At 59.0% G+C, this 20,826-nt stretch carries 16 protein-coding genes; 13 read left to right on the forward strand and 3 right to left on the reverse strand.

What is annotated here, in order from left to right:
• Positions 1 to 27 precede the first annotated feature (27 nt).
• Positions 28 to 801: an alpha/beta hydrolase gene (locus QP503_RS03295; protein ID WP_040318355.1), complete on the forward strand. Its 774-nt coding sequence runs from the start codon at positions 28 to 30 to the stop codon at positions 799 to 801.
• Between the two features lie 167 nt (positions 802 to 968).
• Here the strand turns inward: QP503_RS03295 and QP503_RS03300 are convergent, their stop codons facing one another.
• On the reverse strand, positions 969 to 2,015 hold the full coding sequence (locus QP503_RS03300) for a PfkB family carbohydrate kinase (protein WP_103632822.1): 1,047 nt from the start codon (positions 2,013 to 2,015) through the stop codon (positions 969 to 971).
• Between the two features lie 158 nt (positions 2,016 to 2,173).
• On the opposite strand from QP503_RS03300, the gene QP503_RS03305 reads away from it, so the two are divergent.
• The 6 genes from QP503_RS03305 to QP503_RS03330 all read left to right on the forward strand — a co-directional run bounded on the left by QP503_RS03305 (position 2,174) and on the right by QP503_RS03330 (position 11,256).
• On the forward strand, positions 2,174 to 2,419 hold the full coding sequence (locus tag QP503_RS03305) for a hypothetical protein (RefSeq protein WP_006680672.1): 246 nt from the start codon (positions 2,174 to 2,176) through the stop codon (positions 2,417 to 2,419).
• A gap of 23 nt (positions 2,420 to 2,442) precedes the next feature.
• A complete protein-coding gene (locus QP503_RS03310) occupies positions 2,443 to 7,692 on the forward strand; it encodes a DUF3418 domain-containing protein (RefSeq protein WP_442953362.1) in 5,250 nt (1,749 codons plus the stop codon).
• A gap of 1 nt (position 7,693) precedes the next feature.
• Positions 7,694 to 8,200, forward strand: coding sequence for a SprT-like domain-containing protein (locus QP503_RS03315; RefSeq protein WP_040318354.1), 507 nt, complete (start codon positions 7,694 to 7,696; stop codon positions 8,198 to 8,200).
• A 242-nt stretch (positions 8,201 to 8,442) separates the two neighbouring features.
• Positions 8,443 to 9,000: a phosphoribosyltransferase gene (locus QP503_RS03320; protein WP_103632824.1), complete on the forward strand. Its 558-nt coding sequence runs from the start codon at positions 8,443 to 8,445 to the stop codon at positions 8,998 to 9,000.
• Positions 8,949 to 9,815 (forward strand): nucleoside/nucleotide kinase family protein, encoded by an 867-nt coding sequence (locus QP503_RS03325; RefSeq protein ID WP_336619944.1) that lies wholly within the window; start codon positions 8,949 to 8,951, stop codon positions 9,813 to 9,815. The genes QP503_RS03320 and QP503_RS03325 overlap by 52 nt, the downstream gene beginning before the upstream one ends.
• A 58-nt stretch (positions 9,816 to 9,873) precedes the next feature.
• Positions 9,874 to 11,256 (forward strand): MFS transporter, encoded by a 1,383-nt coding sequence (locus QP503_RS03330; RefSeq protein WP_285069529.1) that lies wholly within the window; start codon positions 9,874 to 9,876, stop codon positions 11,254 to 11,256.
• Positions 11,257 to 11,264: 8 nt separating this feature from the next.
• Here the strand turns inward: QP503_RS03330 and QP503_RS03335 are convergent, their stop codons facing one another.
• A complete protein-coding gene (locus QP503_RS03335) occupies positions 11,265 to 11,753 on the reverse strand; it encodes a low molecular weight protein-tyrosine-phosphatase (RefSeq protein ID WP_040318353.1) in 489 nt (162 codons plus the stop codon).
• Between the two features lie 43 nt (positions 11,754 to 11,796).
• Entirely contained in the window at positions 11,797 to 12,549 is a 753-nt protein-coding gene (mtnN, locus tag QP503_RS03340; RefSeq protein WP_285069530.1) for a 5'-methylthioadenosine/S-adenosylhomocysteine nucleosidase, read from the reverse strand.
• A gap of 53 nt (positions 12,550 to 12,602) precedes the next feature.
• Here mtnN and QP503_RS03345 point away from each other — a divergent pair, with 53 nt between their 5' ends.
• The 6 genes from QP503_RS03345 to putP all read left to right on the forward strand — a co-directional run bounded on the left by QP503_RS03345 (position 12,603) and on the right by putP (position 20,790).
• Entirely contained in the window at positions 12,603 to 14,354 is a 1,752-nt protein-coding gene (locus tag QP503_RS03345) for an L-serine ammonia-lyase, iron-sulfur-dependent, subunit alpha (protein WP_285101248.1), read from the forward strand.
• Between the two features lie 554 nt (positions 14,355 to 14,908).
• Entirely contained in the window at positions 14,909 to 15,172 is a 264-nt protein-coding gene (gene nrdH / locus QP503_RS03350) for a glutaredoxin-like protein NrdH (RefSeq protein ID WP_101628451.1), read from the forward strand.
• Between the two features lie 194 nt (positions 15,173 to 15,366).
• Positions 15,367 to 15,783 (forward strand): class Ib ribonucleoside-diphosphate reductase assembly flavoprotein NrdI, encoded by a 417-nt coding sequence (gene nrdI, locus QP503_RS03355; protein ID WP_103632827.1) that lies wholly within the window; start codon positions 15,367 to 15,369, stop codon positions 15,781 to 15,783.
• Positions 15,753 to 17,909: a class 1b ribonucleoside-diphosphate reductase subunit alpha gene (gene nrdE / locus QP503_RS03360; protein ID WP_103632828.1), complete on the forward strand. Its 2,157-nt coding sequence runs from the start codon at positions 15,753 to 15,755 to the stop codon at positions 17,907 to 17,909. The genes nrdI and nrdE overlap by 31 nt, the downstream gene beginning before the upstream one ends.
• Positions 17,910 to 18,173: 264 nt before the next feature.
• Positions 18,174 to 19,013 (forward strand): hypothetical protein, encoded by an 840-nt coding sequence (locus QP503_RS03365; protein ID WP_103632829.1) that lies wholly within the window; start codon positions 18,174 to 18,176, stop codon positions 19,011 to 19,013.
• A 280-nt stretch (positions 19,014 to 19,293) separates the two neighbouring features.
• Entirely contained in the window at positions 19,294 to 20,790 is a 1,497-nt protein-coding gene (gene putP / locus QP503_RS03370; RefSeq protein ID WP_103632830.1) for a sodium/proline symporter PutP, read from the forward strand.
• Positions 20,791 to 20,826: the final 36 nt, after the last annotated feature.

Here is a 20,826-nt window from a genome sequence, read left to right on the forward strand (position 1 = left end):
TGCTCCATTCCCACTACGTTGGAGTGCGTGAGTGAGATCCGAATCATGACCCCTCGTGGCGTTTCGCTGGCGGGGACGTTCATTAACCCCGTTGACACTGGTGACGCAGCGGTTCTCTTCTCGCATTCGTTCCTTGCTGATCGTCACTCGGCTGAGCATTTCGATCGTCTTGCTCGTCTCTACCGCGCGGCAGGCTACGCCACGCTCGAGTTCGATTATTCGGGTCACGGTGAGTCCGGCGACGAAATTATTACCCTGGACGCTGAGGTTGAGGACCTGCGTGCAGCGTCCGGTTGGCTTGCCGACCAGGGGTTTGCTCGCCAACTCATTCATGCGCATTCATTCGGCGCGACGGTGGCGCTAGCAGCTCGGCCGGTCAATGTGCTCGCCTACGTTTTGTCCTCACCATCGCTTGGTCCCATGTCGGTCGATTGGACACAGATTTTCTCTGATGACCAGTTGCGTGACTTGGAAGAGATCGGCGCTACCACGATCGCTGACGACTCACCCTCGATTCGCCGACAGTTCACGATCTCGAAGCAGACGCTGATCGACTTGTCGCTGACCGATTCGGACAAGCTTCTGGCCGGCTTGGAACAGCCGACCTTGGTGATCCATGACAGCGTCGACGCCGAGTTCGGTCTGCTTGCCGCCACGCAGGATGTGTTCCACCTGCTCCCCGACGGCTCGCGCGTCGAAATCGTCTCTGATGCATCATTTGGCATGGGTGAAAAGGTCGAGGCCCTAGATGCTCCATCGCTCGAATGGGCGACCCGGTGGGTGCCCGTAGTTCGTCGCTAGCGTGACTGCACGGAGCAAGGTCGGCGTGTCTGGACCCCGTTGAGTTAACACCGAAAAATCCGGCATCGACAGTTTAGCGCCCCACCCAAACAACACCGGCCTCAAATGGCGAACTACTGCGGTTTCCATATGGAAATATGGATCAGAGCGCGAGGATTTAGCCATACCTAACGCGAGGATTTGACCATACCTGAGGCAAACGAGCCGAGGAACTCCTCGACCGCGGTCACCACTTCCGGTGCCTCGCACCACGAACGTGTACCAAATTTCGTCGTCGAGAACCCGGCGATAAGCGACGCAAAACGAATCAAGTCACTCGGGTCCTTGGGCATTGGCACATCAGCTACGTGCAATCTGCCCACCGCCCACGCGAACGCACCGTGGAAAACGTCGCCCGCACCCAGGGTTGAGATGGCATCCACCTGATCAACCTCGGTTTCACCTTCTCGCCCATCCCAATACCACTGCACCGATTCACATCCTCGCGTGCGGATCGTCCGCGTAATTCCGAAACCGGCGAGGAAGCTGGCAACCTCGGGTCCGGTCGGCTCATTCAGCAACGGCGGACAGAAGTCAGCAGACACCACCGCAATATCAACGAACCCCAGCAACGGGGCGAGCCACGGCTTCCACGACCCACCATCAAGGATCCGTTGGTGCAACGGCTTGGCTTCTAGGTGCGCGAAAGGATCCTCATCAGGATCGGGCTCCCCCAGCGTCCCCACCCGCAACACGCAGTCGGCAATCGCAGGATTGTGGCCGTCAATAAGGACAACGTCCGGAGCTCCGTCCTGGACCAGTACAGAGTCGAGCAGGTGGGTGGCCTCGTGCACGTCGATGTCGATCCGCGCATTGGTGGAAGCAACCATCCTGCCACCCGGGTGCTCAACTATGGAGGAAATCGCGGGCGTCTTCTGCGCTGAATCCACGCTGGTCGCGTCCAGCAGATGCACGCCGGCGCTGGCGAGGTCCGCGCTGATCACGCTGGCAATCATCCCCTCACCGATGGCGCTCAGCAGACTGATCGACGAGGCTGCCTCCCTCGCGCACCCCGCGGCTTTCTCAAGGGCGGAAAGGGTAACCGCAGCATTCGTTGCCGGGCCTCCCGCTGCCATCACATGATCCGTGGAGGTTGTTTTGGTGGCAATATTTGGCTCGTGGTCGAGGGCATGGATGACGTCAAGCGTCGTCAGGCCAGCGAAAAGTGCGTGCATAACTCAATCTTGCCCACAACGCTTCACACTCGCATCTTTGCGGGAAGAATGACAGGGTCTTCGATGGCGCATCGACTAAGAATGATGCGTTCACTGCCCCCTATATTTCCGACAGGCTGATATACGGGCTCCACAACGGCTGCTTCAACGTGTGTGGCATGCCGGCTCAGATCGCAGAACAAATCGAACAGAACACGGTTCGAACAAACCTGTGCCGCAAGGGAGCAAAACTCGCCGGCTGTTCAATGATCAGCACCATTGACGGATCTCTCATTTCGCTACGGATGGATCCGAACGGCATGACAGTCCTTGCTGTAGGGCGCGAATACGAGGCTACTTATCCACACGTAGCTATGGTCGTGGCACTTATCCACACGCGCACTGTTCTCGCTCCGCACGTGTGAACGTGCCTCGTTAGACTAGGCGGGTGCCAGAAAAACCAGTGCGTTCCAATGAATCGGGGTCGTCTCAGCACGGCCGCCGTGGCGGTGGAGCGCGCCCGCAAAATTCTGGCACGTCCAAAAAGGACACTCCGCGCAAGGGGCAGCAGCGTAAAAGCCGCGTCGGGCAGGAGCCTCGTACTCCCATAGGTTCCCGCGAGCGCAACGGGCACTCTGCCACCCAGCCACACCACAAGCCTCGTCGTAGGCGCAGTCCTCAATACGAACACGCACACACGTTTAAGCCGTTCACTCCCGAACAGCTGGCCGCGCGCGCAGCCGCAATCCCCGTCGTGACTTTCCCTGACCTGCCGGTCAGTGCTCGCCGCGACGAAATCGCTCAGGCGATACGTGACCACCAGGTTGTTATCGTTTCTGGTGAAACGGGTTCGGGTAAGACCACGCAGCTCCCGAAAATCTGTATGCAACTGGGTCGTGGCGTCTCCGGAATGATCGGACACACTCAACCCAGGCGTATCGCAGCGCGTTCGGTCGCTGACCGCATCGCTGAAGAACTCGGGCAAAAAGTTGGACGCGAACCTGGCCAGGTTGTCGGCTATCAGGTGCGTTTCACGGACAAGGTCGGGCCCACCACCCTAGTCAAGCTGATGACCGACGGCATTCTGCTGGCGGAAATCCAGTCCGATCCGTTGCTTCGTCGCTACGACACACTGATTATTGACGAGGCCCACGAACGTAGCCTGAACATTGACTTCATCTTGGGCTATCTGGCTCGTCTGCTTCCGGCGCGCCCGGATCTGAAAGTCATCATCACCTCGGCGACGATCGACTCGAAGCGTTTCGCTGAGCACTTCGGTGTGTGGGATGGTCTGCCCGGTCGTGGGACGTTGAAGCAGCCGGCACCTGTTATTGAAGTCTCGGGTCGCACCTTCCCCGTCGAAGTCCGCTATCGCCCCCTCACCGCTGACGTGATGACGCACTACTCGTCGTCCACTCCGGGCACTGAGCAGGAACCGGGCGACGCCTTGTCAATCGAAGACGATAATCTGCACCTGGGCGCAGAACAGCTGGTCTTGGAAGACCCTGACGATGATCTGCCGTCGCTTGGGTACGGGCTCGGCGAGGACACTGATGTTGAGACCGCGATCTGTCACGCCGTTGACGAACTTGCTGGTGAGGGCGAGGGGGACATCCTTGTTTTCCTGCCGGGCGAACGCGACATCCGCGATACCGAACAGGCATTACTCGACCATCTAGGTCCGCGCGGGGTAAAAGCGGGTGAGACTGCGAAGGCTCGCCCGACGGATATTGAAATCGTTCCGCTGTTCGCGCGCCTGAGTGCAGCCGAGCAGCATCGCGTGTTCGAGGACCACCGACTGCGTCGCGTTGTTCTGGCAACCAATGTTGCGGAAACTTCGCTGACTGTCCCGGGCATTCGCTATGTCATCGACCCTGGTTTTGCGCGTATTTCTCGCTATTCCAACCGGACGAAGGTGCAGCGACTGCCGATCGAAGCGGTGTCGCAGGCCAGCGCTAATCAGAGGGCTGGACGCTGTGGTCGCGTCGCTGACGGCATCGCAATCCGCCTCTTTTCGCAACGCGACTACGAGAATCGTCCTCGCTTCACCGAACCGGAAATCCTGCGCACCTCGCTCGCGTCGGTCATCCTACAGATGGCGGCGCTGGGCCTCGGTTCAATTGCCGACTTCCCCTTCCTCGACCCGCCCGAGCATCGCGCGGTTCGCGATGGCATCGCGACTCTGGTGGAGATTGGCGCTCTCGTAGAAGATGACGAGGCCACGCACATGTCTTCGCCCTCGAGCGCAAAGGACGCGGATTCAAACAGTGCTGGTGGCGCAAGTTCAAGGCGTTCCTTTGGACACCGCTTGACCGCAATTGGTCGGGATTTGGCGCGGTTGCCGATTGACCCCAGGCTGGGACGAATCCTTCTGGAAGCCGACGCAAACGGCTGTGCTTCCGAAGTCCTTGTCATCGTGGCAGCACTTTCAATTCAGGATGTCCGCGAGCGCCCCGCTGAACATCAGGCGGCTGCCGATGCTGCTCATGCTCGCTTGGCGAATCCGAAGTCTGACTTCGTCACCTACTTGAATTTGTGGCGCTACTTAACAGTCCAGCAGAGGGATCTATCGGGTGCGGCGTTCCGTCGCATGTGTCGGGCCGAGTTCCTGCACTACCTGCGTTTTAACGAGTGGCGTGACGTTGTTGTTCAGTTGCAGCAGATGGCCCGTCCGCTCGGGTTGGATGTGCATCCGATTGATATTCCGTCGTCTAGCGATGTTGTTCATGCGGCGGAAGCGGGCGGTTTGACTGATGCGGTAGCGCGTGCGGTTGTGGCGTTCACGGATGGTTCGCGCAGTGTGGATGCCGACCAGATTCACCGATCACTGCTTGTTGGTTTCCTGTCGAACTTGGGTTCGTGGGATCAGGCAAAACGTGATTATCAGGGTGCCCGCGGTACTCACTTCACGATTTGGCCGGGTTCAGGTTTAGCGCGCTCACATCCTGCGTGGGTGATGACCGCTGAATTGGTTGAGACCAGTCGCCTCTTTGCTCGCACTGTTGCGCGGATTGATCCGGCGTGGATTGAGCCGGTGGCTCGCCCACTGTTGAAGCGCGTATATTCCGAGCCCTTCTGGTCGAGCGCCAAGGGTGCGGCAATGGTGAAGGAAAAGGTCCTTCTCTACGGGCTGACTTTAGTTGCCGACCGTCCTGTCTTACTGGGTCGTTTGGGTGACCACGTGATTGACGCGGGTTCGGATTCGCGCTCGTCTCGCGTGGTCACGGCGGGTTCCTTGGCCGGAATCGCTCAGGGCCTGCTGGGTGTACCTACGTCGGATCGTCGTTCTCGTACCGAGATAGGCTCTATTGGTCGTGACTTCCTCGCGATGGCATTGGCTGGTGCCCTCAATCTGCCGTCGACCAGCTTCGATACATCCAGCGATGGTGACGACTTAGCGAACTTGGCTCCCAGCAATGAAACACCCGAGCAGTCGAATGGGGCATCTTCGTCGAGCACCACCCCGCCGATCGATAAGGTGGAGATCCCGGCCTCGTCGACCATTGACACTGCGCTGACGGCGCGAATACTCGCCCGCGAAATGTTCATCCGCCACGCGCTGGTGAACGGCGAATGGCGCGAACGCCACCGCTTCCAAAAGACGAACGATGAGCTACTGGAGCAGGCGCGCGAAGTCGAACGACGTTCACGCACCCACGGTTTGGTTGCTGACCAGGACGCGCGTTTCGCATTCTTCGACGACCTGCTTCCCGACGATATTGTGTCCGCCGGGCACTTCAATCGCTGGTGGAAACACACGCGCCAAAAGCATCCTGACCTGCTGACATACACTTCTTCCCTGCTTCTTCCGCGAGGGATCAGCCAAGATGCTGACGGTTTCCCCGATACCTGGGAATCGAATGGCCTGAAGCTTGATCTGTCGTATGCGTTCACGCCCGGCAGTGCGCGCGACGGCGTCACGATGATAATCCCGGTCGAAGTCCTGCAACGCGTCAATGATGTTGGCACGGACTGGTTGGTTCCCGGCATGCTGATCGAGCTCATTACTGAGTCGATTCGCGCTCTGCCGAAGGCTCAGCGTCGTCTACTTGCCCCCGCGCCCGAGGTCGGCGCTCAGGCCGGAGCATGGATGGAGCGCGCGCTCGCAGGAACCTTGACCGAAGCCGAGTCCGGCGTCGCTTCGCAGCATTCCGGCGCAGCCACGTCGTCCAAGAACGGTGACGAGGCTTCTACGGGGGTCGATCCGATGAGCCTGACGGCAGCGATGGATCGTCTTGCTCGCTGGGGTGCCACGACTGGGAATGCAAAGCAGAAGGATCGTGGAAAAAAGCCTGCGCCGATGCCAGAACCTCAGGCTGAAGAGACACCCGCGACCCCACCACAGTCGACGGTGATTGATTGGTCGAGAGAACGCCCTTCATTCAGCGAGGCTTTCCGCACCGCAGTGAGGATTCTGCGCGGAATCGATCTGAGCGATTCTCACCTTGCACACGCTCACGACAACCTACCCACGCATCTGCGGATGACATTCAGCGTTGTTGATTCGCACGGCGCTGAACTCGGTTCGAGCACCGACCTCACATACCTGCAACGCACGTTGGCATCGTCAGCAGACAATGCGATTCGTGACGCGGTGCGAGGCGCTGTCGCCGAGGCTCTTCTCGACGCCACACAGGATCGCTCCAATCGACGAAGCCACCCCAGTTCGCGCACAGATAGTTCGCGCGCGAGCTTCAGCGAAGCGAAGAACAACGCTGGTCATGCGCATTCAGATTCCGATGGTTCCCCCGAGGTTGCTACCCACCTGCACGTTGATGGGCTGACAGATTTCCCAGCTGACCCGCTTCCCCGGTCGATTGACTCTCCCGGTCAAACATCCAGCTCGCAAGGTATCCAGGTGATAACACTGCGCGGCTTCCCCGCGCTTGTCGCTCAAGGTAGCGCCACAGATCCGAGCGCTGGCGTAAGACTCATGGCGAATTCGAGCGACGCTGACCGCCATCACCGCGAGGGCCTTGCGCGCCTGTTGGTTCGCCGAGTTCGCTTGCAACAGACTCGAGTGACGACACGTTGGACGGGACGCCAAGCTCTGATGCTCGCCGCATCACCCTACCCGGATACCACTGCATTGATTGCGGACACTCAGTTGGCTTCCGCCCTCTCGCTAGTAGATGAATTGTCAGGCCAGGCCGGTCCCGGATCGATTCGAGACGCAGCCTCATTCGAAGACCTCGCCAATCGCGCACGAAACCTGCACGAGGACAGGGTCTACGAGATTCTCAGCTACGTTGTACGAGCCATGGAAGCCCACGGCGATATTGAGTCCGCGATCCGCTCTCACACGGAAGAATCCATGCGCGAAACAGTTGCTGACGAGCGAGATCACGTTGATTCTCTGATGTATCCGGGTTTTGTTCTTGATACGCCCCTATCGGCGATGCCTCACCTGGCGCGCTATCTGAAAGCCGGAGCGATGCGTATTGAACGCGCAGCCTCATCCCCCAGAGCACTCGATCGCGATCTGGAGAATAGGGACCGAATCCACGACATCCTCGACGCTTTGGGCGAAGCCGAAGAGAGCGCTCGCGCGCGCCCTTACAACGCGAAGTCGGCTACAACGATCTCGCACGTGCGATGGTTGATTGAAGAACTGCGCGTCTCCTTCTTCGCCCAACAGCTGGGCACACCCAACAAGGTGTCGGCGAAACGCGTCCTCGGCCTGATTGAGACGATCTGAAATGGATCGACGAATCGCACGAAAAGAAGCGCGCATGCTGATGGACGCCGCCGAACTGGGCGACTGGACATTCAAATTCGACACAGCAAAACGCCGAGCAGGATCCTGCGCCTACCGGACGAAGACGATCACTCTGTCCGGACCGCTCACCGATCTCTATGATCAGGACACCGTTCGTGGCGTCATCCTCCACGAAATCGCGCACGCCCTTGTCGGCCCAGACCATCACCACGATGCAACGTGGCGGAAGGTTGCTCGCGGTCTGGGCGCCCCCGATGACGCAAAGCTCCCCTCGCATCTGCCTTCCCCGGACGAACCCTGGGTCGGAACTTGCCCCAAATGCGGAGCACAACGCAAGCTCTACCGGCCACCGCGTCGCGTCACCGCCTGCGGACACTGCGCGCGACGCTTCGACGTCGAACGCATTCTGACCTGGACATATAAAGGACATCCACGTAACCCCGGCACCGCCTACCTCAAAGAACTGCGACGCATCGAACGCGCCTGAGACCACCCAAAACCGCGCCGGTAGCACGCTGGCAGGCTGAGCAATCGAGCGCGGCCTCGTCCCCCACGCGCACGAAGTTGCGCAACTGAACACGAACAGTGACGAGACCATCACTTCCGCACCCAATTTCGGTATCACCCACCGCGCGCGGAGTACTACTCTTGTCCCTAAGTTCTTTATCTGGTTTATTGAGACGGCCCACCCATAGCCGACCACCATAAAGCCGCTACCCAGGGAGTGACATGACGGATCAGCCGAACACCACCACTGCTCAGTCCACGGACGTTCCCAACGTTGCAGATCGCGAGGTTCTCACGTGGGAAGGTTTCGGCGTTGCAAGCCGTGAACTCACTCAGCAGATCGTTGACTCCGGCTGGATCCCCGAACTGATCGTCGCCATCGCGCGCGGTGGCCTGATCCCTGCGGGCGCCATCTCCTACGCAATGGACGTCAAGGCATGCGGCACCATGAACGTCGAGTTCTACACCGGCGTTGGCGAAACCCTCGAAGCACCGATCCTACTTCCTCCGCTCATGGATATTTCCGCGATGGAAGGCAAGCGAGTCCTGGTCGTTGACGACGTCGCAGACTCCGGCAAGACCCTCAAGATGGTCATGGACATGATCGCCGAAGACGGCCTGTCCCTCGACGGTGAAAACCAAGTGAAAGTTGACGCGCGCAGCGTCTGCATCTACAAGAAATCACGCTCGATCATCACCCCCGACTACATCTGGGCAGAAACCGACAAGTGGATCAACTTCCCCTGGTCGACACTGCCGACGATCACAGCAAACGCCTGATTGTGTCGAGCCGGTTGCGCGCGTCGCAGCCGGCTCTTTCATTTACCGTTTCCGCTCCGCCCCAGAACGACGAGGTTTCGGCCATGAGCACACACACTGACACCGCAGACAATCAACCCGCTGGCTCCATCAGCGGATCCGCACCCTACGCCATCTACTCTGAACGCGCGTCCGCGTCGCTGTCCGTCGCTCAACAGGTCGTTGACCTTGTCCTTCACCGGCTGGCAAATGGAGAAAACATTCGTGTCCTCGGTCTGACCGGCCCTCCCGGAACCGGGAAGACCACCGTTGCAGCCCTTGTCGCAGAAATCCTTGAAACTGCCGATGTTGCGGTGGCTGGCATCGCGCCAATGGATGGCTTTCACATGTCGAATGCCGTGCTGGACGACTTGGAGTGCCACGACCGCAAGGGCGCTCCCGACACGTTTGACATCTGGGGGTACGAGACCCTGCTGGCACGCATTCAAGCGAGCGAGCACCCCGTTTTTGCTCCCGACTACAACCGTGGCCTGCACGAACCTGTCGCAGCGTCCATCCTGATTCCAACTGAGGGCATCGTCATCACCGAAGGCAACTACCTGGCATTCGACAAACCGGGGTGGCGCGAGGCTCGCGGGCACATTGACTTCCTCGTCCACATTGATACGCCGACAGACGCTGTCATGCGGCGCCTCGTCACCCGCCACGAAGCATTCGGAAAATGCCGCGCAGATGCCGCCCACTGGGTGCGCACCGTGGACGCCCCCAACATTGAATTGGTCGCCGAATGCGCATCGCGCGCCGATGCGATCGTCTCGCCCCAAACAGGAGAGTAACTGTGACATCGTGCGCTCGGCGCACACAATAACCCTTGGTATTGCTAGCGTTCATCACATGACTGACAGCCTCACCTCGCCTCACGCCGATGAGACCCGTCCTTTAGACCAGGAGAACGCGGATCCCGTGGAGGTAGCCTCGTCGATCAACGAAACCCCCAGCGCACCCGCGGAAACCGACTCGCATTGGAAGCGTCGCGTCACCCTATTCCTGATCGCGCAGGCGATTTCCCTGTTCGGCTCCTCGATCGTGCAGTACGCGATCATGTGGTATCTGACGCTGACGCTCAAGACCGGGTGGGTCATCACCCTGTACGCCGTTGTCGCTTTCGTCCCCCAAGCGATTCTGTCTTTGTTTGGTGGCACGCTTGCCGACCGAATGAACCGTCGAACGGTGATCGCCGTTTCCGACTCGATCATTGCGCTGGTCACCCTAGGGTTGGCAATAGCAATGATTGCGGGCGAAACCTCACTTTGGCTGATCTACGGCGCGGTCTTCATTCGCTCCGTAGGCGCCGGCTTCCAACAACCCGCGGTTGGCGCTCTCCTACCACAGCTGACCCCGACCAGTCAGCTCATGCGCGTAAACGGCATTAATCAGACAATTAACTCGGCGATGGCACTGCTGTCTCCGGTGATCGCGGGCGCGGTCTACGGCTGGGGTGGCCTGGTTCCGACCTTCTGGATCGACGTTGTCACTGCCCTGATCGGCGTCGGTATTGTCCTGACGATCCCCGTTGCAACGGTGCGAAGCGGTGGCGAAGATGGAAAGTCGTTCGCTCACGATCTGATGGACGGCCTGCGCTACGTTGCGGGACACCGCACGATCCTCTGGCTGATGGTCCTCTACACAGTAATCTTCACGCTGATCGTCGCACCGAACTTCATGGTGCCACTGATGATCGCGCGCGACTTCACCGACGCTGTCTGGCCGCTGACGGTCATGGAAACCTCATTCTCAGCGGGCATGGCGCTAGGCGGTCTGGCGATCGCGACCTTTGCCGTGAAGTGGAATCAGAGCCGGATGCTTCTCTATTCGTGCGGGAGCTTCGGCCTGTTGTCCGCCGCCCTTGGCCTGACGCCATTCCTGGGGACGACCGTCGGCCTGTTTGCCCTGTTCGTACTGATGTTCATCATCGCTCTACTGATCCCGTTCTTCTCCGCGCCGGTCATGACACTGGTTCAGACCACGGTCGAACAGACGTACATGGGTCGCGTGTTTTCGCTGATCAACATCGTTGCAGTGCTGGGTATGCCAATTGGCATGATCGCGTTCGGGCCGCTTGCTGACCGATTCTCGATTCAGTGGATCTTCATCATCAGTGGCATCGTCGCGTTCGGATTCACGGTTGTGTCATTCATGGCTGAGCCCGGCCGCGAGGTCCTGAAGATGAGCGGGCAACCCGCAACTCAGCGTGACGATGAACCAGTCACTGCCTAGTCGCTTCGCTACTTCGACAGCTCTTCCACGATGAACGGCGTCGTGCGCTCAATCGTCTCGAGCGTCTCGACGAAGTCCTGATATCCGCCGTACCACGGGTCGGGGACATCATGGTCTGACGGGGTGGCCTGCGGATCAAAATCACGGAACAAACGGATATCAGGCCCAGCGGAGCCTCGTGAATCAGAAGCCGCATCGGCACGAAGCCCGGCGCGATCGCGAAGGCGGTTCAATGCAGACAGGTGATGGCCGGTCATGGCAAGGATCAGGTCCCAGTCCGCCAGTTCACTCATGCGGATCTGGCGCGCACGATGGTTGGGGACCTCGTGGCCGTATTCGCGCAAGACCCGGGCAGCGCGACGGTCGACCGGGTTGCCCTCTTCTTCGTCGGAAACTCCTGCGGAATCCACGACGATGTCAACGCCGGCATCGCGCGCGGCTTCAAGCAGAATCTGGTGAGCCATCGTCGACCGACAGATGTTGCCGGTGCAGACCATCAGAACTCGTTTCACTGGGATCCTTCCAATTAAAAAATGCAGGTCAGAGCGTCAGGAACGTGCGGACCGCGAGCGCGCTAATGCCGGCTGCCTTTTCGGAGTCCATGTGGAAGTCCTGGTCGGCAGCGGGGCCACACAAGTCGGAGACGGCGCGCAGGCTGACCCAGTCAACACCGCTGGACCAGGCGACTTCCGCCATGGCGCAGGTTTCCATGTCGGCGCCAATAGCGTCCGGGAATTTTTCGCGCATGGGCTGGGCGAGGGGGGCGGTGATGAACGAGTCGGAGGACAGGACGCGACCGGTCATGACGGTGAGGGTGTCGGACTTGGCAAGCAGGGCGACGCGAGCAACGGTTTCGTCGGAGGATCGGTAGTCTTCGGGCATCTGCGGGATCTGGCCCATGGCGTAGCCGAAGGCGGTGGCGTCGGCTTGGGAGTAGATGGTCGAGGTGCCGGCAGCGATGGTGGAGACGTTGATGTCCGCGGCGAGTCCACCGGTGGTGCCCGCTGCGATGATGATGGGACTATCAACCAGCGTGAGGGCGCGCGCGGTCGCGGACGCGGAGTTCGCCAGACCAATTCCGCTTTGCACAAGCAGAACGTCGTGACCGTCAAGAGCACCGAGCGCAAAACGCTGTTGTGCGTGGCCCTCCATTCCGACGATGAGTTCGGTGACCGTGTCACTACCGGCGCAGGGGTGCAACGCGGCGCGCAGGGGTGCCGCTTCCATTTCCATGGCGCATTGGATGATAGCGACGACGGTCGGACGAGCAGGAAATTCGATGCTGGTTGTCATAGCGCCCAGTCTACGGTTCGCTCTTACGGTGATGAAAGCGCACAATAGTTCGCATGACTTTTGACGCCGCCGATTCTCCGACCGCTCTTCCACTTGCTCAGGTGACGCCAGATCGTTTCGACGCTGGCGAGGCAACGCCCGCTGCCGTGCTTTCCGGTGAGGTTCCCGCTTCTCAGGCTGCGCACCCCCTGTCGGTTTTCGACATGTTCCGCATCGGTATCGGCCCATCGTCGTCACACACGGTTGGTCCGATGCGCGCCGGTCTTGCGTTTACAGGCGAGTTGGCGTCGTTGCTCGCCAGAGATAAAGGGGACGAGGCCGCCTCCACATCTCAACGCTCCCCCGAAGAAGAGGCGGAGTCGCAGGCGCCGTGCCGTATTACGATCGACCTGTTTGGTTCGCTTGGCGCGACGGGTCGCGGGCACAACACTGACCGCGCAGTCTTGCTGGGCCTTGCGGGCTACAGCCCGGAGAGCGTTGAGATCGATACGGTTGAGGGTATTTTCCCGGCGATTGCCGCGACCGGTTTCTTGCCGACTCCGTGCGGTCAGGTTCCTTTTGATATTGCGCGCGATATTCGTTTCGTTCCGCGCACGGTGTTGAAGTATCACGTGAACGCTCTGACGATCACGGCGTGGCGCGAAACTGATGGCCACGAGAAAATTCTGGAGCACACCTATTACTCGGTGGGCGGTGGCTTCGTGATGGTGCAGATGAATGATGACGTGGATAATCCGGAGGTCGCATCGCTGGCGACCGGCATGAGCGCCGCGACAATTGATGCTCCTGCGCCGTTCCTCTTTACGACCAGCGCACGCCTGCTCCACGAGTGTAAGCAGTCTGGTTTGCGCATCTCCGAGTTGGTTCGTCGTAATGAAGAAGCTGTGCGAACTGCTCAAGATCTCGATGAGTATTTGGATGCGATCGCGGACACGATGTTTGAGTGCGTGGATGCCGGAACCAGTGCCAGTGGCATTCTTCCGGGTGGTTTGGACGTCCCTCGTCGCGCGAAAGCACTGAGCGCAAAACTGTCCGAACGTGCTCGTACCAGCTGCGAACCGCTTCCCGGTGCTCCCTGGGCCTCGAGTCCCGACGACCCGATGCGCGCGATGGACTGGGTGAACCTGTTCGCGCTGGCGGTCAACGAAGAGAACGCTGCCGGCCACCGCATCGTCACCGCGCCGACGAATGGCGCTGCGGGCGTGATTCCTGCGGTCCTCGGCTACCTGGTCTCCTACTGCCCTGAAGCTGGTGCAACGATTGGTGCCGCATCGGCTCCGGCGCTGTTCGACTCACCTGAGGCTCCTTTTGCTCATGTGCGTTTCGGCTCTTCCGACATTCACGGGGAGGCGTGGGCGCGCAGGCGTAAGGCAGTCCATGATTTCTTGCTTGCAGCAACGGCGATTGGCTCGCTGATTAAGACGAACGCGTCGATTGCTGGTGCTGAAGTTGGCTGTCAGGGCGAGGTTGGTTCAGCGTCCGCGATGGCGGCCGCAGGCTTGGCCGAAGCGTTGGGTGGAACCCCCGAACAAGTTGAGAATGCCGCGGAAATTGCGATGGAGCATTCACTGGGGCTGACCTGCGACCCTATTGCTGGCCTGGTTCAAATCCCCTGCATCGAACGCAATGCGATCGCCGCGGTGAAGGCGATTAACGCGGCACGTATGGCCCTCTGGAGTGATGGTCGGCATACGGTGTCGCTGGATGCCGTCATTGAAACGATGCGCCAAACCGGCAACGACATGCTGTCGAAGTACAAGGAAACGTCGACGGGCGGCCTGGCCGTGAACGTCGTCGAATGCTGAGCTCACATCATTTGCTCCCACTCGATAGGGACATTTACCTCTCGTAGCGGTACCCAACAGGCGCGCCACCAGTAGTAGTGGTTCATCTACCACGACCCCTACATATAGGGAGGGTGTGCGCAATCCACCCCCTACATGTAGGGGTCTGGCATATGCGACACGCCGATGACGCACACGAATTTTGAGGCAGTTTTTTCCATTCGCATCCGAAGTTATCCACAGGTAGGCACATATGTGTTCGCCTCCATGCACATGCGTGTGGACCTGGAACCGAAGAATGACAATCGTGTGATTTCCGCATAATCATGCCCTCTTCGAGGTGCTCTGTAAAACGATTTACCCACGGTTCAACGGACAATTTTTATATGAACAGTAAGCCCATCCACACCGTATTCACAGATCCGCCTCCCTCTATCCACAGTCTGAGTCACACAACGTTACGACCACAACATGTTGTGCCTATTCCTTCAAGCACCCACAAGGTGTAGTGTTAAGAGGTCTTCGGGATACCCCCTGAAGATACGCGTTTCCATCTCTTTAATTAGGAGAATCCCATGACGATCACCGTCTACTCGAAGCCCCGTTGCCCCCAGTGCGACGCAACCTGCCGCGCTCTCGACAAGCAGGGTCTTGACTACACGAAGATCGACGTGACGGAAAACCTCGAAGCGCTCGATTACATCAAGGGCCTCGGCTACCAGCAGGCTCCCGTCGTCATGGCTGGCGACACCCACTGGAGTGGCTTCCGCCCGGACCGCATCAAGGCCGTCGCAGTTGCGGCAGCTGCCGCAACGCCCCTCGCAGTCGGCCAGGCCTGATCTTTTCTTCCGTCCCGGTTACCGATAGAGGTGGCCGGGGCGAACTGCGTTCACGGACAGAGTTTCACGAACGCGATGACGATCCCCGGCAACATTCTCAAACAGTACTGAGATGTCCGGCCTCGTCAATACAATCGAATCGCACCTAGGCGCACGGTGCGCCACACCACAGCAGCACAAACGGCAGGTCCATCATGGTGAACATCGTTTACTTTTCCTCAGCAACCGGGAATACTCGCCGGTTCGTTGAGAAGCTTGGCCTGCCCGCGCAGCGCATCCCGCTGCTGAAAAGCGACGAGTTCCTGCACGTCGACCAGCCCTACGTGCTGATTGTTCCCACATACGGCGGGGGCAACCTCAAGGGCGCGGTTCCCAAGCAGGTCATCGCCTTCCTCAACGACCCGGGTAACAGGTCTCACTGCGTGGGAGTCATCTCATCAGGAAATACGAATTTCGGCACCGCGTACTGCCTCGCAGGCGATATCGTTGCAACGAAGCTGAGTGTCCCCCATATGTATAAGTTCGAGCTACTCGGAACCCCCGAGGACGTCTCACGAGTTCGAGAAGGACTGAAAGAGTTTTGGCAGAAAATCTCACCGACACAGGCGTAGAAGAAATCAGTAACCCAGAGCTCGATTACCACGCTCTGAACGCCCAGCTGAACCTCTACGATGCCAATGGCAAGATCCAGTTCGACGCAGATCGTAAGGCAGCTCGCCAATACTTCTTGCAGCACGTCAACCAGAACACCGTCTTCTTCCACGACCTGGAAGAAAAGATGGAATACCTGGTTGAAGAGGGCTACTACGAGCAGGCTGTTCTGGACCAATACGAGTTCCAGGACATCAAGGACCTGTTCAAGCGCGCCTACGCGCACAAATTCCGCTTCCCCACGTTCCTCGGCGCGTTCAAGTACTACACGTCCTACACGCTGAAGACGTTCGACGGTAAGCGCTACCTGGAGCGTTTCGAAGACCGTGTTGCGATGGTCTCCCTGTACTTGGCTCGCGGAGATGTGAAGCTCGCTCAGCAGTTCGTGGAAGAGATCATGGCCGGCCGTTTCCAGCCTGCAACCCCGACCTTCCTGAACGCTGGCAAGGCTGCGCGCGGCGAACTCGTATCCTGCTTCCTGCTACGTATCGAAGACAACATGGAGTCGATCGCCCGTGGCATTAACTCTGCTCTTCAGCTGTCGAAGCGCGGTGGTGGCGTCGCCCTGTCGCTGACGAACCTGCGCGAAGCCGGCGCTCCGATTAAGAAGATCCAGAACCAGTCCAGTGGCGTTGTCCCGGTCATGAAGCTTCTGGAGGACTCCTTCTCTTACGCGAACCAGCTGGGTGCGCGTCAAGGTGCGGGTGCCGTTTACCTCAGCGCACACCACCCGGACATCATGCAGTTCCTCGACACGAAGCGTGAGAACGCTGACGAAAAGATCCGCATCAAGACCCTGTCGTTGGGCGTTGTGATCCCCGATATTACGTTCGAACTCGCACGTAACAACGAGGACATGTACCTGTTCAGCCCCTACGACGTCGAGCGCGTCTACGGCGTTCCCTTCTCTGAAATCTCCGTTTCTGAAAAGTACCGCGAGATGGTTGACGACGGCCGCATTCACAAGAAGAAGATCAACGCTCGTCGTTTCTTCCAGACCCTCGCTGAAATTCAGTTCGAATCCGGCTACCCGTACATCGTCTTCGAAGATACTGTGAACCGCGCGAACCCGATCAAGGGTCGCATCACGATGTCGAACCTCTGCTCCGAAATTCTGCAGGTGTCCGAGGCCTCGACCTACAACGCTGACCTGACCTACAGCCACGTCGGCAAGGACATTTCCTGCAACCTGGGTTCGTTGAACATCGCCAAGACGATGGATTCTGAGGACTTCTCGACAACGATCGAAACGGCGATCCGCGGTCTGACCGCTGTCTCCGACCTGTCGGATATTCAATCGGTTCCCTCGATTGCTCGAGGCAACGCGATGAGCCACGCGATCGGCCTGGGCCAAATGAACCTGCACGGTTACCTTGCTCGCGAACACGTCATGTACGGCTCTCAAGAGGCTCTGGACTTCACGAACATGTACTTCCTGGCTGTCGCCTACGAAGCAATCAAGGCGTCCTGCCTGATCGCGAAAGAACGCGGCGTCTCCTTCGAAGGCTTCGAGGATTCACAGTATGCGTCCGGCGAGTACTTCGAAAAGTACATCAATGGCACGTGGGAACCGACCACGGACAAGTGCCGTGAGTTGCTCGCAAAGTCGACGATCCACATTCCGACGGCTGACGATTGGAAGGCTCTAGCCGCCGATGTGAAGCAGTACGGCATGTACAACCAGAACCTGCAGGCGATCCCGCCGACCGGCTCGATTTCGTACATCAACAACTCGACCTCGTCGATCCACCCGATCGTTTCTCAGATTGAGATCCGTAAGGAAGGCAAGATCGGTCGCGTCTACTACCCGGCTCCGTACATGACGAACGAGAACCGCGAGTACTACGTGGACGCCTACGAGATCGGCCCGGAGAAGATCATCGACACCTACGCGGTTGCTACTCAGCACGTGGATCAGGGTCTGTCGCTCACGCTCTTCTACCCGGATACCGTAACGACGCGTGACATTAACAAGTCCTACATTTACGCGTGGAAGAAGGGCATCAAGACCCTGTACTACATGCGTCTTCGTCAGATGGCGCTGGAAGGCACCGAAGTTCAGGGTTGCGTGTCCTGCATGCTCTAAGCATTCAGTCCGCCATCTGTCCCCCGGCGCGGTGGTAGTTGGCCACTGAGAATCCCGGCCTCGTTGATGTGAATTCACGAGGCCGGGATTTCTTTTCCCACTTTCATATTGCGCTACCCGGACAACTAGGGAATTGCTCGGTTGTTGCACTCTGACGGAAAGGGGACATTACGGGGTTGATCGGGGGTTAGTCAGGGGAGTCCCCACTATCGAGGTGCGCCCGCCTTTCTTAGACTGGTATCAACATCAAGGTGAGGAGACATTATGACGGATCAGCAGCCGAGCCCCGAAGAAGCCGAAAAGCAGGAAGGCACCCCAGCTGAAGAGCAGGTCGTTGAAGCGAACGCTGAAGAAGCAGAGGGAGCACCTGCGGATACTGACTCAACAGAGCCTGTTGCACTAAACAATGCTCCGGTAGAAGAGGCAACCGAACTGCTCCCGACCGAGGAGACGACTGAGCTTCCCGTTGGCGATTCCACCGTGGGCGCTGTCGAGGAAACCACGGTGCTTCCCGCTAAGGAAACCGCTGAGACGACGGAACTTGCCAGCGAACCCGCCCCTGAAGTGATTGACGTTGAAGCACAAGTAGTCGAGGATTCAACTCCGACTCAGCCAACGTGGGAACAGAATCCATGGGCATCGCCGACAAGCGAGCAGCCGGCAACCGCTAGTCAGGGTGCCTACACCGCACCGCAGTTCGATCAGCAGAACCCTTACGGGCAACCGGGTGTCCAGCCCGAGCAACCATACGGCCAGTACAACGGCGGTCAGTATGGGGCAAACGGCTTTGGCCAGGCGCCGTATGGGATGACGTTCCAGATGACTCCTCTGGCGCAGGAATTGAAGTCGAATTCGACCATCGTCCTGATCCTCGGCATTCTCGGACTGGTGCTCATCGGCCTCTTTGGTTCGATTCCCGCGTGGCTGTGGGGTAATTCGATCCTGCGCCAGGCTCAGGAAAACGGGGTCAGCGCCGACATCGTGTCGAACGCGAAGGTCGGTCGCATTCTCGGCATTGTCGGTGTTGCCTTGTGGGGCGTTGCGATTGCGTTTGTCGTGTTGATATTCCTGATAGCCGCGCTCATCGCACTGCTTGCTGCGTGATGCTCTGTTGGTGAGCTCACCGCATTCACCGAACTGACTCTCCCGCCCACTGCGACATTTCGGAAGCATTCTCCAAAATGTCGCAGTGGGCGGTCGTTTTTTCGCGCAATATTTCGTCCCAAAAACATGTGCGACTAAAGTCCTAGAGGTGTTATGCTCAACACAACCCGACGCAACGGCGCTTCGGGGCATCCCAGCTAGCACGCTGGCTCCCAACTCGCACCACTATCCGAGCCCACCACCTCGGGCCCCGATGATGCGACAACGCTAGGAGCTCCTTATGACTGAGACTACTTTCCAGGCCGTGGCGATGATCATCTACCTATTGGCGATGGTCATGATCGGTCTTTTCGCATACAACCGCACTAAGAGCCTTGACGACTACATGCTCGGTGGCCGAGATCTTGGCCCCGGCGTCGCAGCCCTTTCCGCAGGCGCAGCCGACATGTCCGGCTGGCTCCTCATGGGCCTGCCCGGTGCGCTCTACCTCAACGGCCTCATCGAAGGCTGGATCGCAGTTGGCCTGACCCTCGGCGCATGGCTGAACTGGAAGTTCACCGCCCCCAGGCTTCGCGCATACTCGAAGATCGCATCGAACTCGATCACCGTTCCATCGTTCCTCGGCCAACGCCTACGCGATACCTCCAATATTGTTCGTATCGTTGCCGGCCTTGTCATCACCGTGTTCTTCACGTTCTACGTTTCATCGGGCATGGTCGCCGGTGGCGCGTTCTTCGAATCATCATTCGGCATGGACTACCACCTGGGTATGGTCATCATCGCTGCGACGACAGTGCTGTACACGCTGGTCGGTGGCTTCCTTGCCGTATCGTGGACCGACGCCGTTCAGGGCATCATGATGCTGATCGCGCTCATCCTGGTGCCGGTTGTGGGCGTCATCCACGTTGGTGGCTTCTCCAATCTGATGAGCGAAGTGAACCGCATCGATCCGACGATCTTCTCGCTCACTCACGGTGAAGGCGCTCTGTCCGGCGTAGCAATCCTCGGCATCGTGTCGGCGCTCGCGTGGGGCCTCGGCTACTTCGGTCAGCCGCACATCATCGTCCGCTTCATGGCACTGCGTTCTACCGCGGAGGCCAAGCAGGGTCGTCGCATCGGTATCAGTTGGATGTTCCTGTCCGTGATTGGTGCAGGCATGACAGCAATTGTCGGCATCGCCGTCTACCAGCATGACGAAGGAAAGCTCGCGAACCCCGAAGGCGTCTTCATCAGCCTCGGGCAGTTGCTCTTCCACCCCTTCATCGCAGGCTTCATGCTTGCAGCGATCCTCGCCGCCATCATGTCGACCATTTCGTCCCAGCTTCTGGTGACCTCGTCCGCACTGGTCGAAGATATCTACCGCGCCTACACGAAGCGCGAACTGAACGGCGCTGACGGTGTTCTTGCTGGCCGTATCGCGGTTGGCGTGATCGCTCTGATCGCAGCGTTTCTGGCGTGGCAAAGATCCGACTCGATTCTGGGTCTGGTGGCGTTCGCGTGGGCCGGCTTCGGCGCATCATTCGGTCCGATCGTGATCCTGTCGCTGTACTGGCGCAAACTCACCTCGGCAGGCGCAATCGCCGGCATGGTGACCGGCGCGGTCGTCGTTGGCATCTGGGGCAACATTTCGGGTGGCATCTTCGACCTGTACGAGATCGTCCCCGGCTTCCTTCTGAACCTCATCGTTGCGGCCGTCGTGTCGCGTGCAACGTGGAAGCCAAACCCGGACATTGATGCCGAGTTCGACCAGACAATCGCAGAAACTCAGGGCATCTGACGCCTCAGCTTCGCGCTACTTCGCCACGAATGCAGG

The organism is Pauljensenia sp. UMB0895, assembly GCF_030218905.1.
GTDB lineage: Bacteria > Actinomycetota > Actinomycetes > Actinomycetales > Actinomycetaceae > Pauljensenia > Pauljensenia turicensis_A.